The organism is Pseudomonas sp. S2_A02, assembly GCF_054668495.1.
This window is the reverse complement of sequence record NZ_CP162776.1, coordinates 487,090-509,686: the sequence shown is the minus strand read 5'-3', so window position 1 is coordinate 509,686 and position 22,597 is coordinate 487,090. Positions and strand designations below refer to the sequence as shown.

General features: G+C 59.8%; 22 protein-coding genes and 1 tRNA gene. 19 read left to right on the top strand and 4 right to left on the bottom strand.

Translation table 11 applies throughout. The features are described 5' to 3' along the window. Nucleotides 1-251: 251 nt before the first annotated feature. Nucleotides 252-1,109, bottom strand: a complete 858-nt coding sequence (locus tag AB4O41_RS02130) for an SDR family oxidoreductase (RefSeq protein ID WP_460145993.1) — start codon at nt 1,107-1,109, stop codon at nt 252-254. Between the two features lie 195 nt (nt 1,110-1,304). Between AB4O41_RS02130 and trbK the strand changes: the two genes are divergently transcribed. Next, the gene (gene trbK / locus AB4O41_RS02125; protein ID WP_123722917.1) at nt 1,305-1,478 is read left to right on the top strand and encodes an entry exclusion lipoprotein TrbK; all 174 of its coding nucleotides are present in this window, start codon (nt 1,305-1,307) and stop codon (nt 1,476-1,478) included. A gap of 78 nt (nt 1,479-1,556) precedes the next feature. On the opposite strand, the gene AB4O41_RS02120 is transcribed toward trbK, so the two are convergent. Then, nucleotides 1,557-2,711: a MalY/PatB family protein gene (locus AB4O41_RS02120; protein ID WP_460145992.1), complete on the bottom strand. Its 1,155-nt coding sequence runs from the start codon at nt 2,709-2,711 to the stop codon at nt 1,557-1,559. A 287-nt stretch (nt 2,712-2,998) separates the two neighbouring features. On the opposite strand from AB4O41_RS02120, the gene fdnG reads away from it, so the two are divergent. The 11 genes from fdnG to AB4O41_RS02065 all read left to right on the top strand — a co-directional run bounded on the left by fdnG (nt 2,999) and on the right by AB4O41_RS02065 (nt 16,785). Next, entirely contained in the window at nt 2,999-6,064 is a 3,066-nt protein-coding gene (gene fdnG / locus AB4O41_RS02115; RefSeq protein WP_460145991.1) for a formate dehydrogenase-N subunit alpha, read from the top strand. Then, the gene (gene fdxH / locus AB4O41_RS02110; protein WP_460145990.1) at nt 6,065-7,009 is read left to right on the top strand and encodes a formate dehydrogenase subunit beta; all 945 of its coding nucleotides are present in this window, start codon (nt 6,065-6,067) and stop codon (nt 7,007-7,009) included. Continuing rightward, on the top strand, nt 7,006-7,659 hold the full coding sequence (locus AB4O41_RS02105; protein ID WP_460145989.1) for a formate dehydrogenase subunit gamma: 654 nt from the start codon (nt 7,006-7,008) through the stop codon (nt 7,657-7,659). The genes fdxH and AB4O41_RS02105 overlap by 4 nt, the downstream gene beginning before the upstream one ends. A gap of 4 nt (nt 7,660-7,663) precedes the next feature. After that, nucleotides 7,664-8,587, top strand: coding sequence for a formate dehydrogenase accessory protein FdhE (gene fdhE, locus AB4O41_RS02100; protein WP_460145988.1), 924 nt, complete (start codon nt 7,664-7,666; stop codon nt 8,585-8,587). A 628-nt stretch (nt 8,588-9,215) separates the two neighbouring features. Further along, nucleotides 9,216-10,664, top strand: a complete 1,449-nt coding sequence (selA, locus tag AB4O41_RS02095; RefSeq protein WP_460145987.1) for an L-seryl-tRNA(Sec) selenium transferase — start codon at nt 9,216-9,218, stop codon at nt 10,662-10,664. Next, entirely contained in the window at nt 10,661-12,580 is a 1,920-nt protein-coding gene (selB, locus tag AB4O41_RS02090; RefSeq protein WP_460145986.1) for a selenocysteine-specific translation elongation factor, read from the top strand. Before selA ends, selB begins: the two co-directional genes overlap by 4 nt. Nucleotides 12,581-12,586: 6 nt before the next feature. Continuing rightward, nucleotides 12,587-12,682, top strand: a tRNA-Sec gene (locus AB4O41_RS02085). Nucleotides 12,683-12,955: 273 nt separating this feature from the next. Then, on the top strand, nt 12,956-13,921 hold the full coding sequence (locus tag AB4O41_RS02080) for a tripartite tricarboxylate transporter substrate binding protein (RefSeq protein WP_460145985.1): 966 nt from the start codon (nt 12,956-12,958) through the stop codon (nt 13,919-13,921). Nucleotide 13,922: 1 nt separating this feature from the next. Next, complete coding sequence (locus AB4O41_RS02075; RefSeq protein ID WP_460145984.1) at nt 13,923-14,414, top strand: tripartite tricarboxylate transporter TctB family protein; 492 nt, start codon at nt 13,923-13,925, stop codon at nt 14,412-14,414. Nucleotides 14,415-14,438: 24 nt separating this feature from the next. Beyond that, complete coding sequence (locus AB4O41_RS02070) at nt 14,439-15,947, top strand: tripartite tricarboxylate transporter permease (RefSeq protein WP_460145983.1); 1,509 nt, start codon at nt 14,439-14,441, stop codon at nt 15,945-15,947. A gap of 535 nt (nt 15,948-16,482) precedes the next feature. Beyond that, on the top strand, nt 16,483-16,785 hold the full coding sequence (locus AB4O41_RS02065) for a hypothetical protein (protein ID WP_460145982.1): 303 nt from the start codon (nt 16,483-16,485) through the stop codon (nt 16,783-16,785). Between the two features lie 290 nt (nt 16,786-17,075). On the opposite strand, the gene AB4O41_RS02060 is transcribed toward AB4O41_RS02065, so the two are convergent. Then, complete coding sequence (locus AB4O41_RS02060; protein ID WP_460145981.1) at nt 17,076-17,507, bottom strand: nuclear transport factor 2 family protein; 432 nt, start codon at nt 17,505-17,507, stop codon at nt 17,076-17,078. 206 nt (nt 17,508-17,713) lie between these two features. On the opposite strand from AB4O41_RS02060, the gene AB4O41_RS02055 reads away from it, so the two are divergent. The 6 genes from AB4O41_RS02055 to AB4O41_RS02030 all read left to right on the top strand — a co-directional run bounded on the left by AB4O41_RS02055 (nt 17,714) and on the right by AB4O41_RS02030 (nt 21,416). Beyond that, nucleotides 17,714-18,016 carry a transposase gene (locus tag AB4O41_RS02055; protein ID WP_223464023.1) on the top strand — a complete coding sequence of 101 codons (303 nt, stop codon included), beginning with the start codon at nt 17,714-17,716 and terminating at the stop codon, nt 18,014-18,016. Further along, a complete protein-coding gene (locus AB4O41_RS02050; protein ID WP_223464022.1) occupies nt 18,013-18,849 on the top strand; it encodes an IS3 family transposase in 837 nt (278 codons plus the stop codon). Before AB4O41_RS02055 ends, AB4O41_RS02050 begins: the two co-directional genes overlap by 4 nt. A 256-nt stretch (nt 18,850-19,105) precedes the next feature. Further along, nucleotides 19,106-19,747, top strand: a complete 642-nt coding sequence (locus tag AB4O41_RS02045) for a hypothetical protein (RefSeq protein WP_460145980.1) — start codon at nt 19,106-19,108, stop codon at nt 19,745-19,747. After that, nucleotides 19,747-20,190 carry a phage holin family protein gene (locus AB4O41_RS02040; protein ID WP_460145979.1) on the top strand — a complete coding sequence of 148 codons (444 nt, stop codon included), beginning with the start codon at nt 19,747-19,749 and terminating at the stop codon, nt 20,188-20,190. Before AB4O41_RS02045 ends, AB4O41_RS02040 begins: the two co-directional genes overlap by 1 nt. Further along, nucleotides 20,187-21,017 (top strand): DUF3618 domain-containing protein, encoded by an 831-nt coding sequence (locus AB4O41_RS02035; RefSeq protein ID WP_460145978.1) that lies wholly within the window; start codon nt 20,187-20,189, stop codon nt 21,015-21,017. Before AB4O41_RS02040 ends, AB4O41_RS02035 begins: the two co-directional genes overlap by 4 nt. A gap of 114 nt (nt 21,018-21,131) precedes the next feature. Next, the gene (locus AB4O41_RS02030) at nt 21,132-21,416 is read left to right on the top strand and encodes a hypothetical protein (protein ID WP_460145977.1); all 285 of its coding nucleotides are present in this window, start codon (nt 21,132-21,134) and stop codon (nt 21,414-21,416) included. 41 nt (nt 21,417-21,457) lie between these two features. Here AB4O41_RS02030 and AB4O41_RS02025 read toward each other — a convergent pair whose 3' ends face one another. Then, nucleotides 21,458-22,015 (bottom strand): ATP-dependent Clp protease proteolytic subunit, encoded by a 558-nt coding sequence (locus AB4O41_RS02025; protein ID WP_460145976.1) that lies wholly within the window; start codon nt 22,013-22,015, stop codon nt 21,458-21,460. 287 nt (nt 22,016-22,302) lie between these two features. Here AB4O41_RS02025 and AB4O41_RS02020 point away from each other — a divergent pair, with 287 nt between their 5' ends. Then, nucleotides 22,303-22,596, top strand: coding sequence for a KGG domain-containing protein (locus AB4O41_RS02020; protein WP_460145975.1), 294 nt, complete (start codon nt 22,303-22,305; stop codon nt 22,594-22,596). Nucleotide 22,597 lies beyond the last annotated feature (1 nt).

Below are 22,597 nucleotides of genomic sequence, written 5' to 3'. Positions count from 1 at the left end.
TGGGTAAGCCCCAATGCCAGTCAGTTAAGCGTGATACTGAATCTGTGGCGAGGAGCTTGCTCCCGTTGGACTGCGAAGCAGTCCCTTCTCTATTGGGGATAAGGGGGGCCGCTTCGCGGCCCGGCGGGAGCAAGCTCCCTCGCCACAGGTTACTCATCGCTGGTTCTATCTCTTAACTGATTGGCATTAGGGCTTGCCCCGCGCCTGCATTCGGCTCCTACAGGGGCCGAACGCAGGCCATGTCAATTGCGTTAAAGCATCGGCTTGCCGCCCGTGACGCCATACCGTTGCCCGGTGATGTAGCTGGCTTCATCCGAGGCCAGCAATACATAGATCGGCGCGACTTCCACCGGTTGACCGGGACGGCCGAGCGGGGTTTGCGATCCGAAGTTTTGCACGTCTTCCTCGGGCATGGTCGAGACGATCAGCGGCGTCCAGATCGGCCCCGGTGCCACGCTGTTCACCCGGATATTCTTTGGCCCCAGCATCTGTGCCAGGCCGGCGGAAAAGTTGGCAATCGCGCCCTTGGTGGTCGCGTAGGCCAGCAATGTCGGCTTGGGCATGTCGGAATTGACCGAACTGGTGTTGATGATCGAACTGCCGGGCTTCATGTGCTTCAGTGCGGCCTGACAGAGCCTGAACATGGCGGTGACGTTAACATCGAAGGTCATCACCCATTCTTCGTCCGGGATGTCCTCGATGTTTTCGTGGGTCATCTGGAACGCGGCGTTGTTGACCAGAATGTCGATCCGGCCAAAGCGCTCGACCGTTTTGTCCACCAGCGCCTGGCAGTGCGCTTTTTGCGCCACATCGCCGGGCAGCAGCAGGCATTGACGACCGGCCTGTTCAACCCAGCGGGCGGTTTCCTGCGCATCTTCAGTTTCATTCAAGTAGGCAACCACCACGTCCGCGCCTTCCCGGGCGAATGCAATCGCCACCGCACGGCCGATGCCGCTGTCGGCCCCGGTGATCAGGGCGATCTTGCCCTCCAGCCGACCCGAACCTTTGTAGCTCTGTTCGCCACAATCGGGGTAAGGGTCCATTTTCGTTTGAACGCCGGGGACTGGCTGGCTTTGTTTAGGGAAGGGTGGTTTTGGATAGTCAGTCATCGGGAAATCTCCTCTGTTCAAGGCAAAAGACTGCTTTTCTACATGACGGGCATTGGGGTTGACCCCGGTCTTTTGTCTTGAGTTCGGTTGGACTTCCGACGGGTTTAGCGCAAGAGGAGAGTTCGCTGTTCCTGCATACACTCAACTCATGAGTTAGGCTCAATGCGATGCAAGAAACTCGATGAGGAGTAGCTCATGAACACTCAATCGCTCGTTGCACTGGCACTATCGTTGGCATGTCTCGCAGGCTGCGAAAACAAATACGAAGTGAATGAAAAAAATTGCGAGCCGAAAAACTTCATGAAGCTGCCGGACGATCAGAAGCGGGAAGCCTTCATCAAGGCTTGCATGGAGCGCATAACGCCTTGAACAGGATTCGATGCTGCACATATCGCCCATAAAAAACCCGATGCACAGGCATCGGGTTTCCGGTGTCGACGCGGGCCGTCAGGCCAGGCGGTTACGCAAACTACGCTCCATCCGCGCGATCCCTTCTTCCAGCAGCGCCCGCGGGCAACCGAAGTTCAGGCGCACGAACTGCCCGGCGTTATCGCCGAAATCCAGCCCTGCGCTCAGCCCGACCTTGGCCTGTTCGAGGAAGAATTGCTGCGGGTTATCCAGCCCCAGCGCCGTGCAGTCGAACCACGCCAGGTAAGTGCCCTGTGGGATGTTCATGGTCACACCCGGCAACCGCGTGCGAACCGCTTCAACCAGATAATCCCGATTGCTTTGCAGATAGGCCATGAGCTCGGTCAGCCATGGGCCGCCTTCGCTGTAGGCGACACGAGTGGCTTCCAGGCCCAGCGGGTTGACACTGTCGACCATGCCGCAGCGAGCGCTGTTGACCCGATGACGCAGTGCCGCGTCCTGAATGATCATGAATGCCGTCTTCAAACCGGCGATGTTGTAGGCCTTGCTCGCCGACATCAGGGTGATGGTGCGCTGGGCGATCTTCGGGCTAAGCGAGGCAGTCGGAATGTGTACGCGCCCGTCGAAGCACAGCTCGGAGTGGATCTCGTCGGAGATGATCCAGGCGTCCTGCTCCAGGCAAATGTCGGCGACCGCTTGCAGCTCTTCGCGCGGGAAGACCTTGCCCAGCGGGTTATGAGGGTTGCTCAGCAGCAGCGCGCCGCCCCCTTGCAGGGCCTGGCGCAAGGTGTCGAGTGGCGTCGCATAAGTGCCATCGGCCAATGCATCGAAATCCAGTTCGACCTTGTTCAACTGCCAGTGGCCCGGTGCATGGCGCAGCGGCGGGTAGTTCGGAATCTGCACGACCACGTTCTGCTGTGGCTGAACCAGCGCATGCAGGGCCATGTTGAAACCCGATTCGATACCCGGCAGGAAGATCAGCTCCTGAGGTTGCACACGCCAGGCGTACTTGCTCCACAGGTCGGCGACGATGGCGTCACGCAAGTCATCCTGCGCCACGCTGTAACCGAGCATCGGGTGTTCCAGGCGTTTTTGCAGCGCCTGAATGATCGCTGGCGGCGCGGCAAAGTCCATGTCGGCCACCCACATCGGCAACACGTCGACCGGGTAGCGGCTCCATTTGGTACTGCCGGTGCCATGGCGGTCGAACACCTGATCAAAATCGAAAGTCATGCTCAGTCTCATAAAAGGCAGGGGGTTAATCCGGCGGCCATGATAAGCGCCAACCTTGATCGCTGGCGAATTGCGCAACAGAGCATGACCGTCAAGCCGCCGACGGTCGGTTTTCAGACGGCGCACGGCAACATTGTCTAAAGTTCTAAGTGGCGGTAGATAGGTTACCGTCCCTGTGGGAGCGGGCTTGCTCGCGAAGAGGGCCGCACAATCAACATTGATTTTGCCTAACACACCGCTTTCGCGAGCAAACCCGCTCCCACATTCCACCTGATCAGGAGTGCACGATGGACCTCAACCGTCGTCAGTTCTTCAAGGTCGCTGGTCTCGGCCTTGCGGGCTCAAGCCTCGGCGCGCTGGGCATGGCCCCGACGCCCGCTTTCGCCGAACAAGTGCGTCATTTCAAGCTCGCCCATACCCATGAAACCCGCAACACCTGCCCGTACTGCTCGGTCGGTTGCGGCTTGATCATGTATAGCCAGGGCGACAACGCGAAGAATGTCGCCCAGAGCATCATCCACATCGAAGGCGATGCTGACCACCCCGTCAATCGCGGCACCCTCTGCCCCAAAGGCGCAGGCCTGCTCGATTTCATTCACAGCCCCAGCCGTCTCCAGTACCCGCAGGTGCGCAAGCCCGGCACCACGCAATGGACGCGAATCTCCTGGGATGAAGCGCTGGATCGCATCGCCGACCTGATGAAGGCCGACCGCGACGCCCACTTCATCGAGAAGAACGCCCAGGGGCAAACGGTGAACCGCTGGCTGACAACCGGTTTTCTCGCGGCGTCGGCATCGTCCAACGAAGCGGGGTACATCACCCACAAGGTGATTCGCAGTCTCGGCATGCTGGGGTTTGATAACCAGGCACGTGTCTGACATGGCCCGACGGTGGCAAGTCTTGCCCCGACGTATGGCCGTGGTGCCATGACCAACCACTGGACCGATATCGCCAACGCGAATCTGGTTCTGGTGATGGGTGGCAATGCCGCTGAAGCGCACCCTTGCGGTTTCAAATGGGTGACCGAAGCCAAAGCCCACAACAAGGCGCGGCTGATTGTGGTCGACCCGCGTTTCACCCGTACGGCCTCGGTGGCCGACTATTACGCGCCGATCCGCACCGGCACCGACATTGCCTTCATGGGCGGGCTGATCAATTACCTGCTGACCGAAGACAAGATCCAGCACGAATACGTACGCGCCTATACGGACGTGTCGTTCATCGTCAAGGCCAACTACGGCTTCGAGGATGGATTGTTCAGCGGTTACGACGCGAGCAAGCGCAGCTATACCGACAAGTCCGGCTGGGGCTACGAAATCGGCGAGGACGGTTTCGCCAAAGTCGACCCGACCTTACAAGACCCACGCTGCGTCTACCAATTAATGAAGCAGCATTACAGCCGCTACACCCTGGAGCTGGCCAGTCAGGTCTGCGGCATGCCCGTGGACGCGATGCAGAAAATCTGGGAAGAGATCGCCACCTGCTCGCAACCGGGCAAAACCATGACGATTCTCTACGCGTTGGGCTGGACCCAGCATTCGACCGGCTCGCAGATGATCCGCAGCGCGGCCATGGTGCAACTGCTGCTGGGCAACGTCGGCATGCCGGGCGGGGGCGTCAACGCCCTGCGCGGGCACTCCAACATCCAGGGCCTGACCGACCTGGGCTTGCTGTCCAACCTGCTGCCCGGTTACCTGACCCTGCCGGCCGAAGCCGAACAGGATTACAGCACCTACATCGCCAAGCGCGCACTCAAGCCGTTGCGTCCCGGGCAGATGTCCTACTGGCAGAACTACGGCAAGTTTCACGTCAGCCTGATGAAAGCCTGGTACGGCGCCAATGCCACCGCCGAGAATAACTGGGGCTACGACTGGCTGCCCAAGCTGGATATTCCCGGCTACGACATCCTGAAAATGTTCGACATGATGGGCAAGGGCGAGGTCAATGGCTACATGTGCCAAGGCTTCAACCCGATCGCCGCCTTGCCGGACAAGAACCGTGTAATGAAGGCGCTGGCCAAACTCAAATGGCTGGTGGTGATGGACCCACTGGCCACCGAAACTTCGGAGTTCTGGCGCAACGCCGGGCCTTACAACGATGTACAAACGGCCGAGATCCAGACCGAAGTCATCCGTCTGCCCACCACCTGTTTCGCCGAAGAAAACGGCTCGCTGGTCAACAGCGGTCGCTGGCTGCAATGGCACTGGAAGGGTGCCGATGGCCCGGGGCAGGCGCGCACAGACGTGAAGATCATGGCCGAGCTGTTCTTGCGCCTGCGCAAGCGTTACCAGGCTAACGGTGGTGCCTGGGCCGAGCCGATCCTCAAGCTCGACTGGCCCTACAAAGTACCGGATGACCCGACGCCGGAAGAGCTGGCCCGGGAATTCAACGGCTACGCCATCGCCGATGTCACTGACGCCTCGGGCGCGGTGGTCAAGGCCGGTCAGCAGCTGTCCGGCTTCGGCCAACTCAAGGACGATGGCAGCACGGCTTCCGGGTGTTGGATCTTCTGCGGCAGCTGGACCGAGCAAGGCAACAACATGGCCCGGCGTGACAACAGCGATCCTTTCGGCATGAAGCAGAATCTGGGCTGGGCCTGGGCCTGGCCGATGAACCGACGGATTCTCTACAACCGTGCCTCTTGCGACCCTCAAGGCAAACCGTGGGACGCGAACAAGCGGCTGGTGTGGTGGAACGGCAAGGTCTGGACCGGCACCGACGTGCCCGACTACAAGGTCGACGCCGCACCGGAAGCGGGCATCAACCCGTTCATCATGAACCCCGAAGGCGTGGCGCGTTTCTTCGCCCTCGACAAGATGAACGAAGGGCCATTCCCGGAACACTATGAACCGTTCGAGACGCCCATCGGCATCAACCCGATGCACCCCAACAACAAGCAGGCGACCAGCAACCCGGCCGGGCGGATCTTCGATTCAGTCTGGGAAACCCTCGGGCAGGCCAAGGACTTCCCTTATGCGGCGACCAGCTACCGGCTGACCGAACACTTCCACTTCTGGACCAAACATTGCCCGATCAACGCGGTTACCCAACCCGAGCAGTTTGTCGAAATCGGCGAGGTGCTAGCCAAGGAGAAGGGCATTGCTGCCGGTGACCGGGTGCGAGTCAGTTCCAAGCGCGGGCACATCGAAGCGGTGGCGGTGGTGACCAAGCGGATTCGTCCGCTGCAGGTCAACAATCAGGTGGTGCATCAGATCGGTATCCCGTTGCACTGGGGCTTCACCGGCGCCACCCGTCACGGTTACCTGACCAACACCCTGGTGCCGTTCCTCGGCGATGGCAACACACAGACCCCGGAATCCAAGTCATTCCTGGTCAACGTGGAGAAAGTCTAAATGGCCAGCCAAGACATCATCGCCCGTTCGGCCACCACCACCCTGCCGCCCTCGGTGCGCACACAAGAGGAAGTGGCCAAACTGATCGACACCACCAAGTGCATCGGCTGCAAGGCCTGCCAGGTCGCGTGCTCGGAATGGAACGAGCTGCGCGACGATGTCGGTCACAACCTCGGCACTTACGACAACCCTCAAGACCTCAGCGCAGATACCTGGACCCTGATGCGCTTCACCGAGCATGAAACCGACGCCGGCAACCTCGAATGGTTGATCCGCAAGGACGGCTGCATGCACTGCGCCGAGCCCGGCTGCCTGGCGGCGTGCCCCAGCCCCGGCGCGATCATCAAGCACGCCAACGGCATCGTCGATTTCGATCAGGACCATTGCATCGGCTGCGGGTATTGCATCACCGGTTGCCCGTTCAACATTCCGCGCATCTCGCAAAAGGATCACAAAGCCTATAAATGCACGCTGTGTTCGGACCGGGTGGCGGTGGGGCTGGAGCCGGCCTGCGTGAAAACCTGTCCGACCGGCGCCATCGTTTTCGGCAGCAAGGAAGACATGAAAGAACACGCGGCCGAACGTATCGTCGACCTCAAGAGTCGCGGTTTCGAAAACGCCGGTTTGTATGACCCCGCAGGCGTCGGCGGCACCCACGTCATGTATGTGCTGCACCATGCCGACACGCCCAGGTTGTATGCCGGGTTGCCGGATCACCCGGCGATCAGTCCGCTGGTGGATCTGTGGAAAGGCCTGAGCAAACCCCTGGCGTTGCTGGCCATGGGCGCGGCGGTGCTGGCCGGATTCTTCCATTACGTGCGCGTTGGGCCGCAGTTGGTCGAGGAAGACGAACACCCAGTCATCATCGACCCGGCGGTGCATGAATTCGATCCATCGGTGCACACCTTTGATCCGACGAAACCCGGCGGGGAGGACAGGCCATGAACGACAAAACGATCCTGCGCTACACCTCCAACCAGCGCACCAATCACTGGCTGGTGGCGATTCTGTTTCTCATGGCTGCGCTGTCGGGGCTGGCCTTGTTTCATCCGGGGTTGTTCTGGCTCAGCAACCTGTTTGGCGGCGGTTCGTGGACACGCATTCTGCATCCGTACATGGGCGTGGCGATGTTTGTGTTGTTCCTCGGCCTGGTGTTCAGTTTCTGGCGGGCGAATTACTTCAGCGCCAACGACCGGTTGTGGCTCAGGCGCGTCGGGACGGTCATGCGTAACGAAGAGGAGGGCGTGCCGCCGATCGGCAAATACAACCCGGGGCAGAAACTCCTATTTTGGGTATTGCTGATCTGCATGCTGGTACTGTTGTTCAGCGGGCTGGTGATCTGGCGTGCCTGGTTCAGCGCGTACTTCGGCATCACCGGCATTCGCTGGGCGATGCTGCTGCATGCGCTGGCGGGGTTCATCCTGGTGCTGAGCATCATCGTCCACGTCTACGCCGGGATCTGGATTCGCGGTTCGGTCCACGCCATGGTGCGTGGCAGAGTCAGCCGCGCCTGGGCGAGAAAACACCATGAGCTCTGGTACCGGGAAGTGACCCAAGACGAGACGCCTGAGCGACCGATCACCAAAAAAGGATGACCCCTTGGCCACGATCCTCGAGCCTGGGCAAATAGAAGCGGCGGCGAGTTCACCGCCGTTTCTGTACCTGCCACCAAATAACTTATTCACCTTGCGCGCGCTGCGTCTGGAACGCTTGGCCGATGGGCATCCATTGGCGGATTACCTGCGTTTGGTTGCCGGACTGTGCCACGCTCAGCAGAAATTGATGGACGATCCGCCCGTGGCTGCCATGCCCGATCCGGAACTTCTTCGGGTTTGCGTAGAGCATGGGTTGCCACCGTTCGCCGCCGACAGTCTGGTGCGCGAAAACGTCTGGCTGCCGTATCTCGAAGCCTTGTTGCAACGCTATCAGCCACCGCCACAATCAGCGGTAGAAAACGCCGTGGCGACGTTGCGCAGTGCCAACCCGGGGCTGCTCAAAGCGTGGGCAATTGCCTTGGTCAGCGGCCAGTATTCAATGCTGCCGGCAGAGCTGGTGCCGTTTCTCGGTGCAGCGCTGCAAGCAGCCTGGAGCCATTGGCTGCTGAGCTCACCTAATCTTGAACTCAAGCGCGGTGACAGCCTCAGCCAATGCCCGGCCTGCGGTTCGCCGGCGATGGCCGGGGTGATTCGTCATCGCGGCAAATACAACGGTTTGCGGTATCTGGTGTGCTCGTTGTGTGCCTGTGAATGGCATGCGGTGCGGGTCAAGTGCGTGTATTGCGAACAGAGCAAGGGGCTTCAATACGTCAGTTTCGAGGATGACCGTCATGCCGCCAATCAGGCACCGTTGCGGGCGGAAGTCTGCCCCGGCTGCAATAGCTACCTGAAGCTGATCTACCTGGAAAACGATGCGCAAGCCGAAGCGCTCTCGGCGGACCTGTCCAGCCTGATGTTGGATATGCGCCTGGAGGAGGAGGGTTACCAGCGCCTATCGCCCAATTTGATGTTGGCACCTGGGGCATAGGTTTCTACGCGGGGCTTGGGCTTGGTGTTGGGAGTACATATCCAATTCTGCGGTAACGCCAACTGGCGGTTTCGCTCTTACAGCGAGTCCCTTTTCCAAACGCCGAAAAGGAACCAAAAGGCTTTGCCCCTCCATTCGGTGCCTCGCTTAGGCTCGGCATGCCCTCATTCCGGCATTGCTCCGGGGGCCCGCCGCCATCGGCCATCCATGGCGGGGGGCGGCTACAGCGGCATCCTTGCCGCGGTGCCCCCTGCGCAACGCCTGCGTTCGGCCTCTGGGGAAGGGGCGGCAGATCAAGATCAAAAGCCAAAGCCAAAGCCAAAGCAACAGGAGTCGTTCCCACACTGATCGTTCCCACGCTCTGCGTGGGAATGCCCCGGGGACGCTCCGCGTTCCGCTCGCGACGCAAGACTTGAGTCCTGCGATCAGGTGTACGCGCAGGCTTTTCGAAAGTGACTCGCTGTAAAAGCGAAACCGCCAGCGACCATGACCGCAGAAACGGATATGTACACCATCAAAATCGTGAAGATATGTAGATACCCATGGAGGCGACAGAGCCTGTCCGCTTGAGCAGTGAGCCCAGCGACTACACTCAGACGCGACGGTCATTCGCTTCCGGGAGCTTCTGATGTCCGCACCCTCCACCCGCCGAGCCTTGCGGCTGCCCTCCATCGACAGCTTGCTGCGCCATCCCGCCTGCCAGGCGCTGGCCGAGCGTTATGGGCGTGACGCGCTGCTGGCCGGCCTGCGGCAACTGCTCGACGACTTGCGCGAACCGGTGCTCAAGGGTGAACTCAATGCCGTTGAAATCGCCCCCGACGTATTGGCGGGCAGGGCGGGCGAGCGTCTGGCGATCCAGCATCGCAGCCAGGTCCGTCGGGTATTCAATCTCACCGGCACAGTGCTGCACACCAACCTCGGGCGCGCGTTATTGCCAGAGGAAGCCATTGCCGCCGTGGAACTGGCCGCCCGCTACCCGCTCAATCTGGAATTCGACCTGCACAGCGGCAAGCGCGGCGACCGGGATGATTTGATCGAAGGCCTGATCCGCGAGCTGACCGGCGCAGAAGCGGTGACCGTGGTCAACAACAACGCCGCCGCCGTGTTGCTGACACTCAACAGCCTGGGCGCACGCAAGGAAGGTATCATTTCCCGTGGTGAACTGATCGAAATCGGCGGCGCTTTTCGCATTCCCGACATCATGGCCCGCGCCGGGGTGCGGCTGCACGAAGTGGGCACCACCAACCGCACCCATGCCCGCGATTACGAGGCTGCGATTGGCCCGCGCAGTGGCCTGGTGATGCGCGTACACGCGAGCAATTATTCCATCGAAGGTTTCACCGCCCGGGTGCCGACGGCTGAATTGGCGGAACTGGCTCACCGTCACGGGCTGCCGCTGCTCGAAGATCTGGGCAGCGGCAGTCTGCTGGACCTGACTCGCTGGGGCTTGCCCGCCGAACCGACGGTGCGTCAGGCGCTGCTCGATGGTGCGGACATCGTCACCTTCAGCGGCGACAAACTGCTCGGCGGTCCCCAGGCCGGGTTGATAGTCGGCCGCAAAGACCTGATCGCGAAGATCAAAAAGAACCCGCTCAAGCGCGCGCTGCGGGTCGACAAACTGACCCTCGCCGCCCTCGAAGCCGTGTTGGCGCTATACCGCAATCCTGATCGACTGGCCGAACGCCTGCCGAGTCTGCGCCTGCTGACCCGGCCCCAGGCCGACATCTTCGCCCAGGCCGAACGCCTGCAACCGTCACTGGCGCGGGTGTTGGGTGACGGCTGGAGCGTCAGCGCGGTGCCGGCGTTGGGCATGATCGGCAGCGGCAGCCAACCAGTGGCTCGCTTACCTGGCGCTGCGTTATGTCTGCGGCCCAACGTTTCCAAACGTCTGCGCGGGCGGCGATTGCTGGGGCTGGAGGCTGCGTTTCGTCGGCTGCCGATTCCCGTGCTCGGGCGCATCGACGGCGATGCGCTTTGGCTGGACCTGCGCCAACTCGACGAAGAAGCCGCATGGCTGGCGCAACTCGATCTGTTGGCGCAACTCGATCAACTGCAGGAGGAGGGCCGGGACGGGTGATTGTCGGCACCGCAGGGCATATCGATCACGGTAAAACCTCCTTGCTCCAGGCATTGACCGGCCAGGCCGGCGACCGTCGCCGGGAAGAACGCGAACGCGGCATGACCATCGACCTCGGCTACCTCTACGCGGCGCTGGAGCCGGGCGCCGCGCTGACCGGTTTTATCGACGTACCCGGTCATGAGCGCTTCACCCACAACATGCTGGCCGGGGCTCAGGGCATTGATCTGGTGTTGTTGGCGGTGGCGGCCGATGACGGCGTCATGCCGCAGACCCGCGAACATTTGGCGATTGTCGAGTTGTTGGGCATCCCTCGGGCACTGATTGCAATCACCAAATGCGACCGCGTCGATCCTGCTCGTGTGCAAGCCGTCCGGGAACAGATCGAAGCATTGCTCGCACCCGGCCCCTATGCAAACGCACCGCAAATCGCGCTGTCGAGTGTGACCGGCGAGGGTATCGATACCCTGCGACAGGCCTTGCTGGGTGCGCAACATGAGGTGCTTCAACGCAGTGTCAGCGGCGGTTTTCGCCTGGCGATTGATCGGGCTTTCAGCGTGGCCGGAGCCGGTATCGTGGTGACCGGCACCGCGTTGTCTGGCCAAGTGGCGGTGGGCGACACGCTGATGTTGAGTCCGCTGGGCAAACCGATACGGGTGCGAGGCCTGCATGCGCAGAACCAAGCGGCCGACAGCGCAACGGCCGGGCAGCGAGTCGCGCTGAACCTGAGTGCAGAACGTTTGGCTCTGGAGCAGATTCACCGGGGGCACTGGCTGTTGGCCGAATGGCTGCAGGCGCCGACCCAGCGTCTGGATATCGAGATGACCTTGTTGGCCAGCGAGGCGCGAAGCTTCGAGCACTTTCAGCCAGTGCACGTGCATCTCGGCACTCAGGATGTGACCGGGCGAGTGGCGTTGCTGGAGGGCGCCAGCCTGGCACCGGGTGAGCAGATGATTGCGCAACTGCTGGTGAACGCGCCGGTGCTGGCGGTGAAGGGCGACCGTTTGATCCTGCGCGATCAAAGCGCCCAACGCACCCTCGGCGGTGGCCGGGTGCTTGACCCGTTCGCCCCGGCCCGACACCGCCGCAGCCCCGAACGATTGGCGCAGCTACAAACGCTGGCCACCACGAACAGCCTGGAAGAAGCACTGCCAGCGCTGCTGGCCAACAGCGACACCGGGCTCGATCCGCAACGTCTGGAGCGTCAGTTCAATCGCCCGCGCGAGACTTGGGTGCTACCCAATGACGTGCGCTTGATCGATACGCGGCAGGGGCCGTTGCTGTTCAGCGCGGTGCGCTGGGAAGCACTGAAGGCGCCACTGCTGGAACACCTCGCACGCTTTCATCAACTCGAACCGGATCAAATGGGACCGGACAGGGATCGTCTGCGTCGCTTCGCCGGCACCGCGCTGGACCGGCCGACTTTTATCAGCCTGCTCGACGAATTACTGGCCAGAGGCGCGATCGTCGCCAGCGGTCCGTGGCTGCATTTGCCCGATCACCAAGTGCGGTTGAGCGAAGACGACGAAACCCTCTGGCAACAATTACAACCGTTGTTCGAACAGGCGGGTTTCGATCCGCCGTGGGTGCGTGATCTGGCTAAAGCGACGGGCCATGAAGAGGCTGTCGTGCGCCTGCTGCTGCGCAAGATGGCGCGGCTGGGGCTGGTGCACCAAGTGGTCCGTGACTTGTTTTATACCGAAACACTGGTGCGCCGATTGGCGGCTATGCTGGTGCAACTGGCAAGCGACAACCCGGTGATTCAGGTCACCGCGTTTCGCGATGCCGTGGGCCTGGGGCGCAAGCGCAGCATTCAGATTCTCGAGTACTTCGACCGAATCGGCCTGACCCGACGCTTTGGCGATCGGCGCCACCTCCGGCTCGACAGCGCATTGGCCCAACAAATAGAAAACTGAGTTCAAGGAAGGCAATCGCGCCCGGTGGCGCGGCCGGGCTTCAAACCCGGTTGGGGACGGCATCCGTTCCCGGGCAGGTTCGACTCCGGCTGCCTTCCGCCATTTAGACATAAGTACAGGCAATGCAACCCCTGTGGGAGCGGGCTTGCTCGCGAAGACGGCGGCACAGTCAACATTGATGTCGCCTGACACACCGCTTTCGCGAGCAAGCCCGCTCCCACAGGTCCCGCATTCATCACTGACTTGCGTTAGGAACCCCATTGAAAACACCCCAACAAACACAACTATGACCTACGCTTATTCCAGACGCATGTTCAACGAACAGGGGCTTCTCCCTGATCGAAAACAACAAGAACAGCTATCCGGAGACGACTCATGTTTGCATTGGCCCGTCGATTCAGCAGCAACCTCGCCGTTTTAGTTACCGCCGCCGCGCTCGCATCACCGGTTTTTGCGCTGGACACCGTCAAGTTCATGGCCCCCGGTTCGGTCGGTGGTGGTTATGACCAGACCGCACGCGTCCTGGGCAAAGCCATGGTCGAGGCCAAAACGGCAAAAGCCGTCACCTTCGAGAACAAGGGTGGCGCCGGTGGCACCCTGGGGTTGGCGCAATTTGCCAACGGCACCAAGGGCGATGCCAATGCCCTGATCGTGGTCGGCGCGATCATGGTCGCGTCCATCGAGCAGAACAAACCGCAAATCACCTTGAAGGACGTGACGCCGATCGCCCGGCTGTTCACCGAATACAACGTGATTGCCGTGCGTGACGACTCCCCGTACAAAACCCTGGACGACTTGCTCAAAGACTTCAAAGCCAACCCGTCCAATATCAAATGGGGCGGTGGCTCCAAGGGGTCGATCGACCACATTGGCATCGCCGAACTGGCGAGCAAAATGGACGTCCCCGTCAATAAAGTGAATTACGTCGCCTTCGCGGGTGGCGGCGAAGTCGTCGCCGCGGTGCTGGGTGGCCACATCACGGTGATCACCGGCGGTTACGCGGAGCTTGCCAAATACGTCCAGTCCAAGCAGTTCCGCTTACTCGCCATCGGTGCGCCCAGCCGCGTTGAAGGCATCGATGCGCCGACCCTCAAAGAAAGTGGCTATGACGTGACGATCGGTAACTGGCGTGGCGTTTACGGCGCAGCGGGCCTGACGCCTGACCAGCGCAAAGAATTGACCGAAGCCGTCCTGACCGCGACCAAAAGCGCTGTCTGGCAAGAAAACGTAAAAACCAATGCATGGTCACCGAGCATTCTGACCGGGGATGACTTCGGCAAATTCGTCGAAGAAGAACATGGGCGCCTGCGCGCAATGCTGGTCAAGGTCGGGCTGCTTTGAGATGGCCGGGCGCTGGAGAGTCATGCCGGCCCAACTGGCGATTGGCTTAGGTGTCGTCGCCATCAGCGCGGTATTGGCGTTCGGCGCCTCGCGGTTTCCTGCCGAAATGGGCTTCGTCATCATGGCGGCGTACGTCTATCCCTACGCCGTCGCGGCGTTTCTGGGCGTCGTCGGTCTGTTGATGTGCTATCAGGCGCTCACCGGTGGTTTTCGCAACCTTCCCGATGACCATGAGACCACCCAGGCTCAGCCCGGCGGCAAGCTCGGCGCAACCTGGGTCACGGCGGGGCTGGTGGGCGTCGCCGTGCTCATTACCTACATCGGCTTCGTATTGGCGGCCGCATTGCTGTTTGCCTGTTCGGCACGCGGTTTTGGTAGTCGCAGCCCGCTGCGGGACCTGGCCATCGGCATCGCCCTGACGCTGCCGATTTACTGGCTTTTCACCGCCGGGCTAGGGGTTTCCCTTCCGCCCCTGGTCAACGCCTGGATCTGATCCGGGCCGAAGGAGGTCGACAAGGTGGACATTCTCTCGAGTCTGGCAAGCGGCTTCGGTGCCGCATTGGCGCCGATCAATCTGATGTGGGGTTTTATCGGCTGCCTGCTGGGTACCGCGATCGGTGTTTTGCCGGGGATCGGACCGGCGCTGACCGTCGCCTTGCTGCTGCCGATTACCGCCAAGGTCGATCCTACCGGCGCGCTGATCATGTTCGCCGGCATCTATTACGGCGCTCAGTTTGGCGGCTCCACCACCTCGATTCTGCTCAACACCCCGGGGGAATCGTCCTCGATGGTCACGGCCCTGGAAGGCAACCTCATGGCGCGCAACGGACGGGCAGGCCCGGCGTTGGCGACGGCGGCGATAGGTTCATTTGTGGCCGGCACCATCGCGACAATCTTGCTGACCTTGTTCGCCCCCCTCGTTGCAACGCTGGCGCTGAAGTTCGGGCCGGCGGAATATTTCGCGATTCTGGTACTGGCCTTCACCACGGTGTCGGCGGTGCTCGGCGCATCGATGCTGCGCGGCTTTGCCTCATTGGGCATCGGGCTGACTATCGGTTTGATCGGCCTGGACTCGACCTCGGGCATTGCCCGCTACACCATGGAGGTACCCGAACTGGTCGATGGCATCGAAGTGGTGCTGGTGGCGGTCGGCTTGTTTGCCGTCGGTGAGGCCTTGTACAGCGTGCTCTACCAAAAGGAAGAAATAGGCAGCCGACATCGCATGACCTCGTTGTGGATGACCCGCGCTGACTGGAAACGCTCGATTCCCGCGTGGCTACGGGGCACTCTGATCGGTTTTCCCTTTGGCTCGATTCCGGCCGGTGGCGCGGAAATTCCGACGTTCCTGTCTTATTCGACCGAACGCAAACTCAGCAAGTACCCGAAAGAGTTCGCGGCCAGCAAAGGCGAGGGCGCCATCGAAGGTGTTGCCGGCCCCGAGGCGGCCAACAATGCGAGCGCCACCGGTTCTCTGGTGCCGCTGCTGACCTTGGGTATACCGACTTCCGCCACGGCGGCGATCCTGTTGGCCGCGTTCCAGAACTACAACCTGCAACCGGGCCCGTTGCTGTTCCAGACCTCGGGCGACCTGGTCTGGACGCTGGTGGCCTCGCTGTATATCGGCAACGCCATCCTGCTGGTACTGAACCTGCCATTGGTGGGCCTGTGGGTCAAACTCTTGCAGATTCCGCGACCGTACCTGAACGCCGGCATTCTGGTATTTGCCACCATCGGCGTGTATGGCATGCGCCACTCAACGTTCGACCTGTTTTTGATGCTGGGAATCGGCTGGGCCGGGGTGTTGATGCGGCGTTTCGATTTCCCCGTCGCCCCGGTGATCGTCGGTATGCTGCTGGGTCCGATGGCGGAAAAACAACTGCGCAACGCCTTGTCCATCAGCCAGGGCGACTGGATGGTGTTTGTGACGCAACCCATCGCGGCCTCGCTGCTGGTGCTGACGCTGTTGGTGTTGCTGGTGCCATACCTGCTGCATAAACGCGGTATCAAATTACATGAGGATGATTGAGTGCTTCGCGAGCCGGTTTGATGATCAGCGCGATGATGCACATCCGCCAGTCCGAGCATCACGCGCTCATGAATCACCAGGTAGATCGTTCCCATGCTCCGCGTGGGAATGCCTCAACGGACGCTCCGCGTTCGGCTCCAGAGGGACGCGGAGCATCCCGGGCTGCATTCCCACGCAGAGCGTGGGAACGATCATTGAAATTACATGAGGATGATTGAGCGCCGATCGTTCCCACGCGATCGTAGGAACGATCAACTTTGTGGCGCACAACTTTCCAAGACGTTTCCTACAACGTACCCTGTTGCCGCGTTTCGGTATCGACCCCTATAGTTCGGACTCGCGGAAAACACCGCGAATGACCTTGGCCGGTCGGATACAGGAACGTTCAGCTACCCAACACCTTTGTGTTATGGCGGCTGTGCGTGGGACACCTTCGGGTGTGCCGGTTCCTGTCCGGTCGGCCAACCCGCGTACGGCCGCCACCTTCTTCGTTTGGCCGCGAATGGTGGTAGCTCTAATTACAGGAGTTGCATCAATGTCCGACCAAGTCATGCCGCGTTACCTCCCCATCGACACCTACGACGCCGAAACCCCGGTGCTCTTCATCAACACCCATAAAGAACTCAGCGACTTGGCCGCCTGCGCCATGCACCGCTTCACCGTGGTTCGCGATCTGACCGACACTTTGTCCAGCCTAAACCTCACAGGCATTTCCGACTGCGACCTGACCCGTGTTACCCGTGCGGTGCATCTGCTCACGCGTGAAGGCTGCGCAATACTGGATGTGATTCAGGCTCGGGCGTTGCAGCGGGAGGAGGGATTCAAGACTGCTGTTTAGCGGTGTAGCGACGGACACCTTCGCGAGCAAGTCGGATCGCCGCACCGCCGCTCCCACATTTGATCGCTGGTGTGCACAAATAATGTGTTCACAGAAAATCCAGTGTGGGAGCGGCGGTGCGGCGATCCGACTTGCTGGCGAAGAGGCCGGCACATCCAGCATTGCACTCGCTTACACACACACAACCTTGTGGCGAGGGGGCTTGCCCCCGTTGGGCAGCGAAGCAGCCCCAAAACGGACGCCGCATTGTTTCAGGTACACCGAGAACGCCAGGCCTTGCCAAGCAGAATTCAGAAGCGGAACGCTTGTCGTCCTACCAGTAGCCATTTGCCTTGCTGTTTCTGCCAGATCTGGAAGTTCTCGATTTCCGTCGGAACGATCTCTTCACCCTTGATAGCTTGTGCCGAAAAATGATGACGGACCAATGCCACGTCACCCGACAGCGTGATGGTCTGCCCCTGCATTTCCAGTGTCTTGAAAGCGCTTTTGCCCGTTTCGATGTCGGCGATGAACGCTTTCTTGTCCTGGATTTTCCCGCTGGAATGTCCGTAGGTGAGGTTTTCAGCGGTGAGCGCATTTAGTTGGGGAATGTTCTTGGTCAGCATGGCTTGCGTCAGATGGTCCACCGCTACGGCGACATCTTTCTCGCCGGAGGAGGAGGTTGCCATCACATAGCCGCTGAAGAGGCACAAAAAGCCGATAAGCAATTTGGTTTTTTTCATGGGTATTTTTCCTTGTTGTTATAGGGATGACAGACATGAGATAGATACCTCGTCTGTCATCGTACAACTTAGCAGGTTTTTGTTACGGGATGCATCCAGTCAATCAACGAAACGCAATCCTGTGGGAGCGGGCTTGAACTGGCCTAATGATTTTGGACACTTCAATCGGGCGCTATGATGGCGCCCAAATCTGAGGTGTTTTGGCTATGCGTAAATCTTATTCCAGTGAGTTCAAACTCAAGGCGGCGAGCATGGTGCTGGACGAGGGACAGTCAGTTCCCGAGGTCTGCGCCAGCCTGGATATCGGTCCTACGGCCCTGCGCCGCTGGGTCGACCAGGTTCGGAAGGAACGTTTGGGCTCGACTCCGGTGGGCGCTAAGGCGATTACCGCCGATCAGCGAGAGATCCAGCAACTCAAAGCCTTGCTCAGGCAAAAAGACCTGGATATCGAAATCCTAAAAAAGGCCAGTGCTCTCCTGCTGTTGGACGCCAAAGATCATTCACGTTGATCGATGAGCTGGACGAGCAGTACGGCGTTAACAATTGCTGTCGGGCGTTCGGCGTCAACCGCAGCAGCTTTTATGCCTGGCGTCAGCGCCAAGGCAAGGTCAAACCTGAGAGGGAGAAACTCAAGGCCGTGCTGGTCGAACATCACAAGGAATCCAGATCATCTGCTGGCTCGCGCACTTTGGCCAAGGAGCTGCAAGCCAAGGGACATCGTGTTGGGCGGCATATGGCTCGCAGCCTGATGCGCGAAGCGGGCGTTGCCAGTCGTCAGCGCCGGCGGCACAAGTACAAATCTTCCGGCGTGGAAGCGCTGGTGGCGCCGCATGTGCTCAAGCGCAAGTTTGATGTTACAGCGGTCAATCAGGTGTGGTGTGGCGATGTGACGTACATAAAGGTCGGCACGCGCTGGCTGTACTTTGCGGCGGTTCTGGATCTGTTCGCTCGCCGGATTGTGGGCTGGTCGTTTTCGATGATTTCCGATGCCACGCTAACCTGCGAAGCGTTGCGCATGGCGGTCGAGCTCCGAGGCCGGCCAAAAGAGGTGCTGTTTCATTCTGATCAAGGCTGCCAATACACCAGCCATAAATTCAGAAATGAGATGCGCAAGCATGGACTTTTGCAAAGCATGAGTCGTAAAGGTGAGTGCTGGGACAACGCCCCGATGGAGCGTTTCTTTGGGAGCCTTAAATCAGAGTGGGTGCCAGAAGATGGCTACAACTCTGAGCACGAAGCCCGAATAGACGTGCAACGCTACGTGATGCGTTACAACAACGTCAGGCTCCATAGCTACAACGGCTATCGTTCACCGGTAGCTATGGAGAAACTGGCGGCATGAAAACCGTAACTGGTGTCCAAAATTAGTTGACCAGTTCAGCTTGCTCGCGAAAGCGATGTGTCAGGCGACATCAATATTGACTGTGCTGCCGTCTTCGCGAGCAAGCCCGCTCCCACAGGTCGCGCAATGCGCTTTTCATCACTTCATCGTCTGCTTGGAACTCCCCGCCAGACACCCTCGTCATCTGCAATGAAGCACCACCGCGGACACCCCGCGGCCACTTCCTGACGTGTTCATTACGAAGGCGATGGATGACATGACTATTCCAGACAGCAGAACCGGACAACCGGATGCCCCTCGGGATCCCGCAGGCTCCGAACAAAACTTTCAGCATTTAAAGGAGGAGGTTACCGAAGCGATAGGCGGTGCGCGGCATCAGGCCGATGAGCAGTTCGGCCAGTACCGCGATACCGCAGCGGATCAGATTGAAGCATTGGCCAGAGGCGCCCAGTCAGTCGTTTCCGAGATCAGGACGAACGATACGTTTGGGATGTCCGATTACCTGGCAGACATGGCCGACAGCATGAGCAGCCTGGCAGGAAAACTGCGCAGCAAAAGTGCCGAAGAGCTATTGCACGATGGCGCTGATCTGGCGCGTGACAATCCGGGGTTGTTCATTGTCGGCAGCATCGCGGTGGGGTTCGGTCTGTCGCGGTTCCTGAAAGCAGGCACGGCGACCCTGCCGACAACAACCGACCGTGAGTTCGCTGCCCAGAGCAGTACAGCCACGTTCACTGGCGATGGCTCGCAAGGACTTTATGAAACGTCGATGCCGCAAGGAGGCGACTTGTCGTCCGGGTTGACCACTAGCGTCACGCCGTCCTCGCCGAGCGCGCCCGACCATCGTGGCGACGGTTCCTCAATGCCGGGGTCCAGCCCCTTCTCAGGAGAACGGTGATGAACAGAGAAAATCCAGAGCTGCAACGCACCCCACCCGTCACACCGTCTGTCACGGCGGCTGATCATGATGCTTCCGTGGTCGGTTTATTGCGGCAGTTGACTCGGGAAGTACCGGCGTTATTCACCAAGGAATTGGCGTTGGCCAAAGTGGAATTACAGGCCAGCCTGACGACATTGAAAGCAGGGATTGCCGGGGTCGCCGGTGGCGCCATTGTGCTGCTCGCCGGGTTCATCATCCTGCTGATGGCTGTGGTCTATGCCTTGAGCCTGGTGATGGCGCCCTGGCTGGCCGCGCTGATTGTCGGCGTCGTGGTGATGGTCATCGGGTTCGTGATGCTGCAGGCAGGCAAGAAACAATTCGAGCCTTCCCACTTCAAGCCTGATCGCACCCTGGACGCGCTGAACAAAGACCAGGAAGCCCTGCGGAGGAAAGTGTCATGAACCGTGAATTCGAAACCGAAGCGGCCAAGAGCCCGGAAACCATCGAACGTGAAATCGATGCGCAACGGGAGAACATCGGGCATATCGTCGACGCGCTGGAAAGCAAGTTCACCCCTGGTCAGATGTTCGATCAAGCACTGCTGATGATGCAAAGCAACGGCTCGACTTTCCTGACCAACCTGGGCACCAGCGTGCGCAACAACCCCGTACCCGCGGTGCTGACTTCGGTCGGGCTGATGTGGTTGATGATGAGTCAGAATCGCCCGCCAACGCCCAGGGAATATCGCGTCGAACCTGCGCAGGATTTCGACTGGGCCGATGACTTGGGCGAAGGGCTTTCCGACGGTCTGGACAGCGCCCGACAGCGTCTGCACAACACCACCGATTCGCTCAAGGACAGCTATCAGGCGGTCAAAGGCAAGGCAGCGCACCTGAGCGACAGCCTGCATGCGAAGACCGATCAGCTCGGTCACACCGTTCATGAAACCAGTGATCGCCTGGCGCGCAGGACTCATGAAATGGGTGACCAGTTCAGTCATTTGCTCAAGGAGCAGCCACTGATGATGGCGGCGGTCGGTATCGCGGTGGGGGCGTTGCTGGGCGCAGCGCTACCGACCACCGCGACGGAGCGCCGCTATCTGGGCAGGACCAGCGCAAGCCTCACCGGCAAGGTCAAACAGCAAGCACGGGAGGGCTATGAGGCGGTTCGCGAAAAGGTGATGGAAACCACGGAGCCCCGCGAGGCAATCGCTGGAGAAACGGGCGAGATGCGCAAAACTGCGTCCGAAACCTCAGCCGATCTGTCACGTGGGTTGGGGACTTCTTGACAGGTATCAGGGCAAGACGGGAGGTCTGATGCGCAGACGTCCCGTCGAGCCCGGTTTGTCGACGCCTTGGAACAGGCGGACTCGCAGATCGGTCACCATGACGAGGTACGAATCATGATTGATGAATCCACAGGAATGATCCCCGGCGTGCGCTACGAAATCGACAATCGGGAAAGGGTAGAACCGTTTGCCGGTTTTTTTCTGGACGGCAAGTATTACCTCACGCCCGAACTGCAAACGGCCATCGGCTGGCTCGAGGGCAACCGCTTTATCTACGATCAGCTTGATCCCGACGGCGAACCGATTTTCAAGGACCGACTAGCCGGCACTATCAAGGATTTGAAACTCACGTTGAGTGACGGAATGACCCTGGAGATTCACCCCATTGCTGGCACCTGACGCATCGGTAACGAAAAGCTCAGGGCCGTCTCGAACAGGCGTCAACCACCACTGATTTTCCAGTGTTTGACGTTATCGGCAAACACCATTTGATGCATTTCGTGGGCAATTCCATAGGCCAGGGATTCATGCGCGGCGATGACTTTCTCTTCCGCTGAAAGGCAATGAAAAATGTCCAGTTTGGTCTCTGCGTTGGCCGTTTCCAGGGCAAAGATTTGCACGTAACGCGCGAGGTCGTTATCCAGGCTCGAGAGGTATTCGCGCAGACGTTGATGGTCGACCGAGCTTTGGCTGAAATACCAATTCATTGGGTGAATCAGAAACCGCGAATGGGGTGCAGTGATACGTCGGCCGGCGGCCAGGTACATGATGATGCCCATCGACTCGATGTTGCCGGCATTAATCGCGCACAGCGGCACTGGCAGGGATTTAAGGAAGGTGTAGAGGGCGAAGCCAAAGTTAGTGCTGCCGCCGCTGGTGGAAAGATTCAGCAGCAGGGATGAAGCGCCCTGATCGATGGCGTCGAGGCAGCAGTCTCTGAAGCGCTCCATGGTGCCCTGATCAATCTGGCAATGAAAGTGGACGATGTGCTCTGTCATCGACGTACCTCCATACGGGATAAATGTGAGAGCTGATGATTAAGCTTAACTGCTTGAATGATGCCAGACCTCAACGCTCTTTTCTTTCATCAATTTGTATAAGCGAAGCCTATTTTTATACTCGTTTGACTCATCCCCATTAGTCGCCGCGGCAGGAGTTTTCCGGAACTAATAACCCTAATCCGTTGGTCGCAAGAATGCCGCATCAGTTCAAACTTTCAATCCAGGAAAACCTCGGAATAAGACGAGCCTAGAAAGGTTCGCGAGAAACAATGAGGAGAACGAAAATGGCTAACACCGGTAACAAGAACCCTGGCAATTTTGCCAACGACCCTCAAAAAGCCTCCGAAGCCGGCAAAAAAGGCGGGGAGTCGGGCGGCGGGATGATGAATGATCCGCAACGCACCTCCGACGCCGGCAAAAAAGGTGGACAGGCCTCAGGGGGACGTCAATCCAGCGATACCAATCGCTCCGGCAGCGAACAGGGAGGAGGCCGCTCGGGCAACTTTGCCGACGACAAGGATAGAGACGCAGGCAGAAAAGGAGGAGGGCAAAACCCTGGCGGCGGGCGTAAACCCTGAT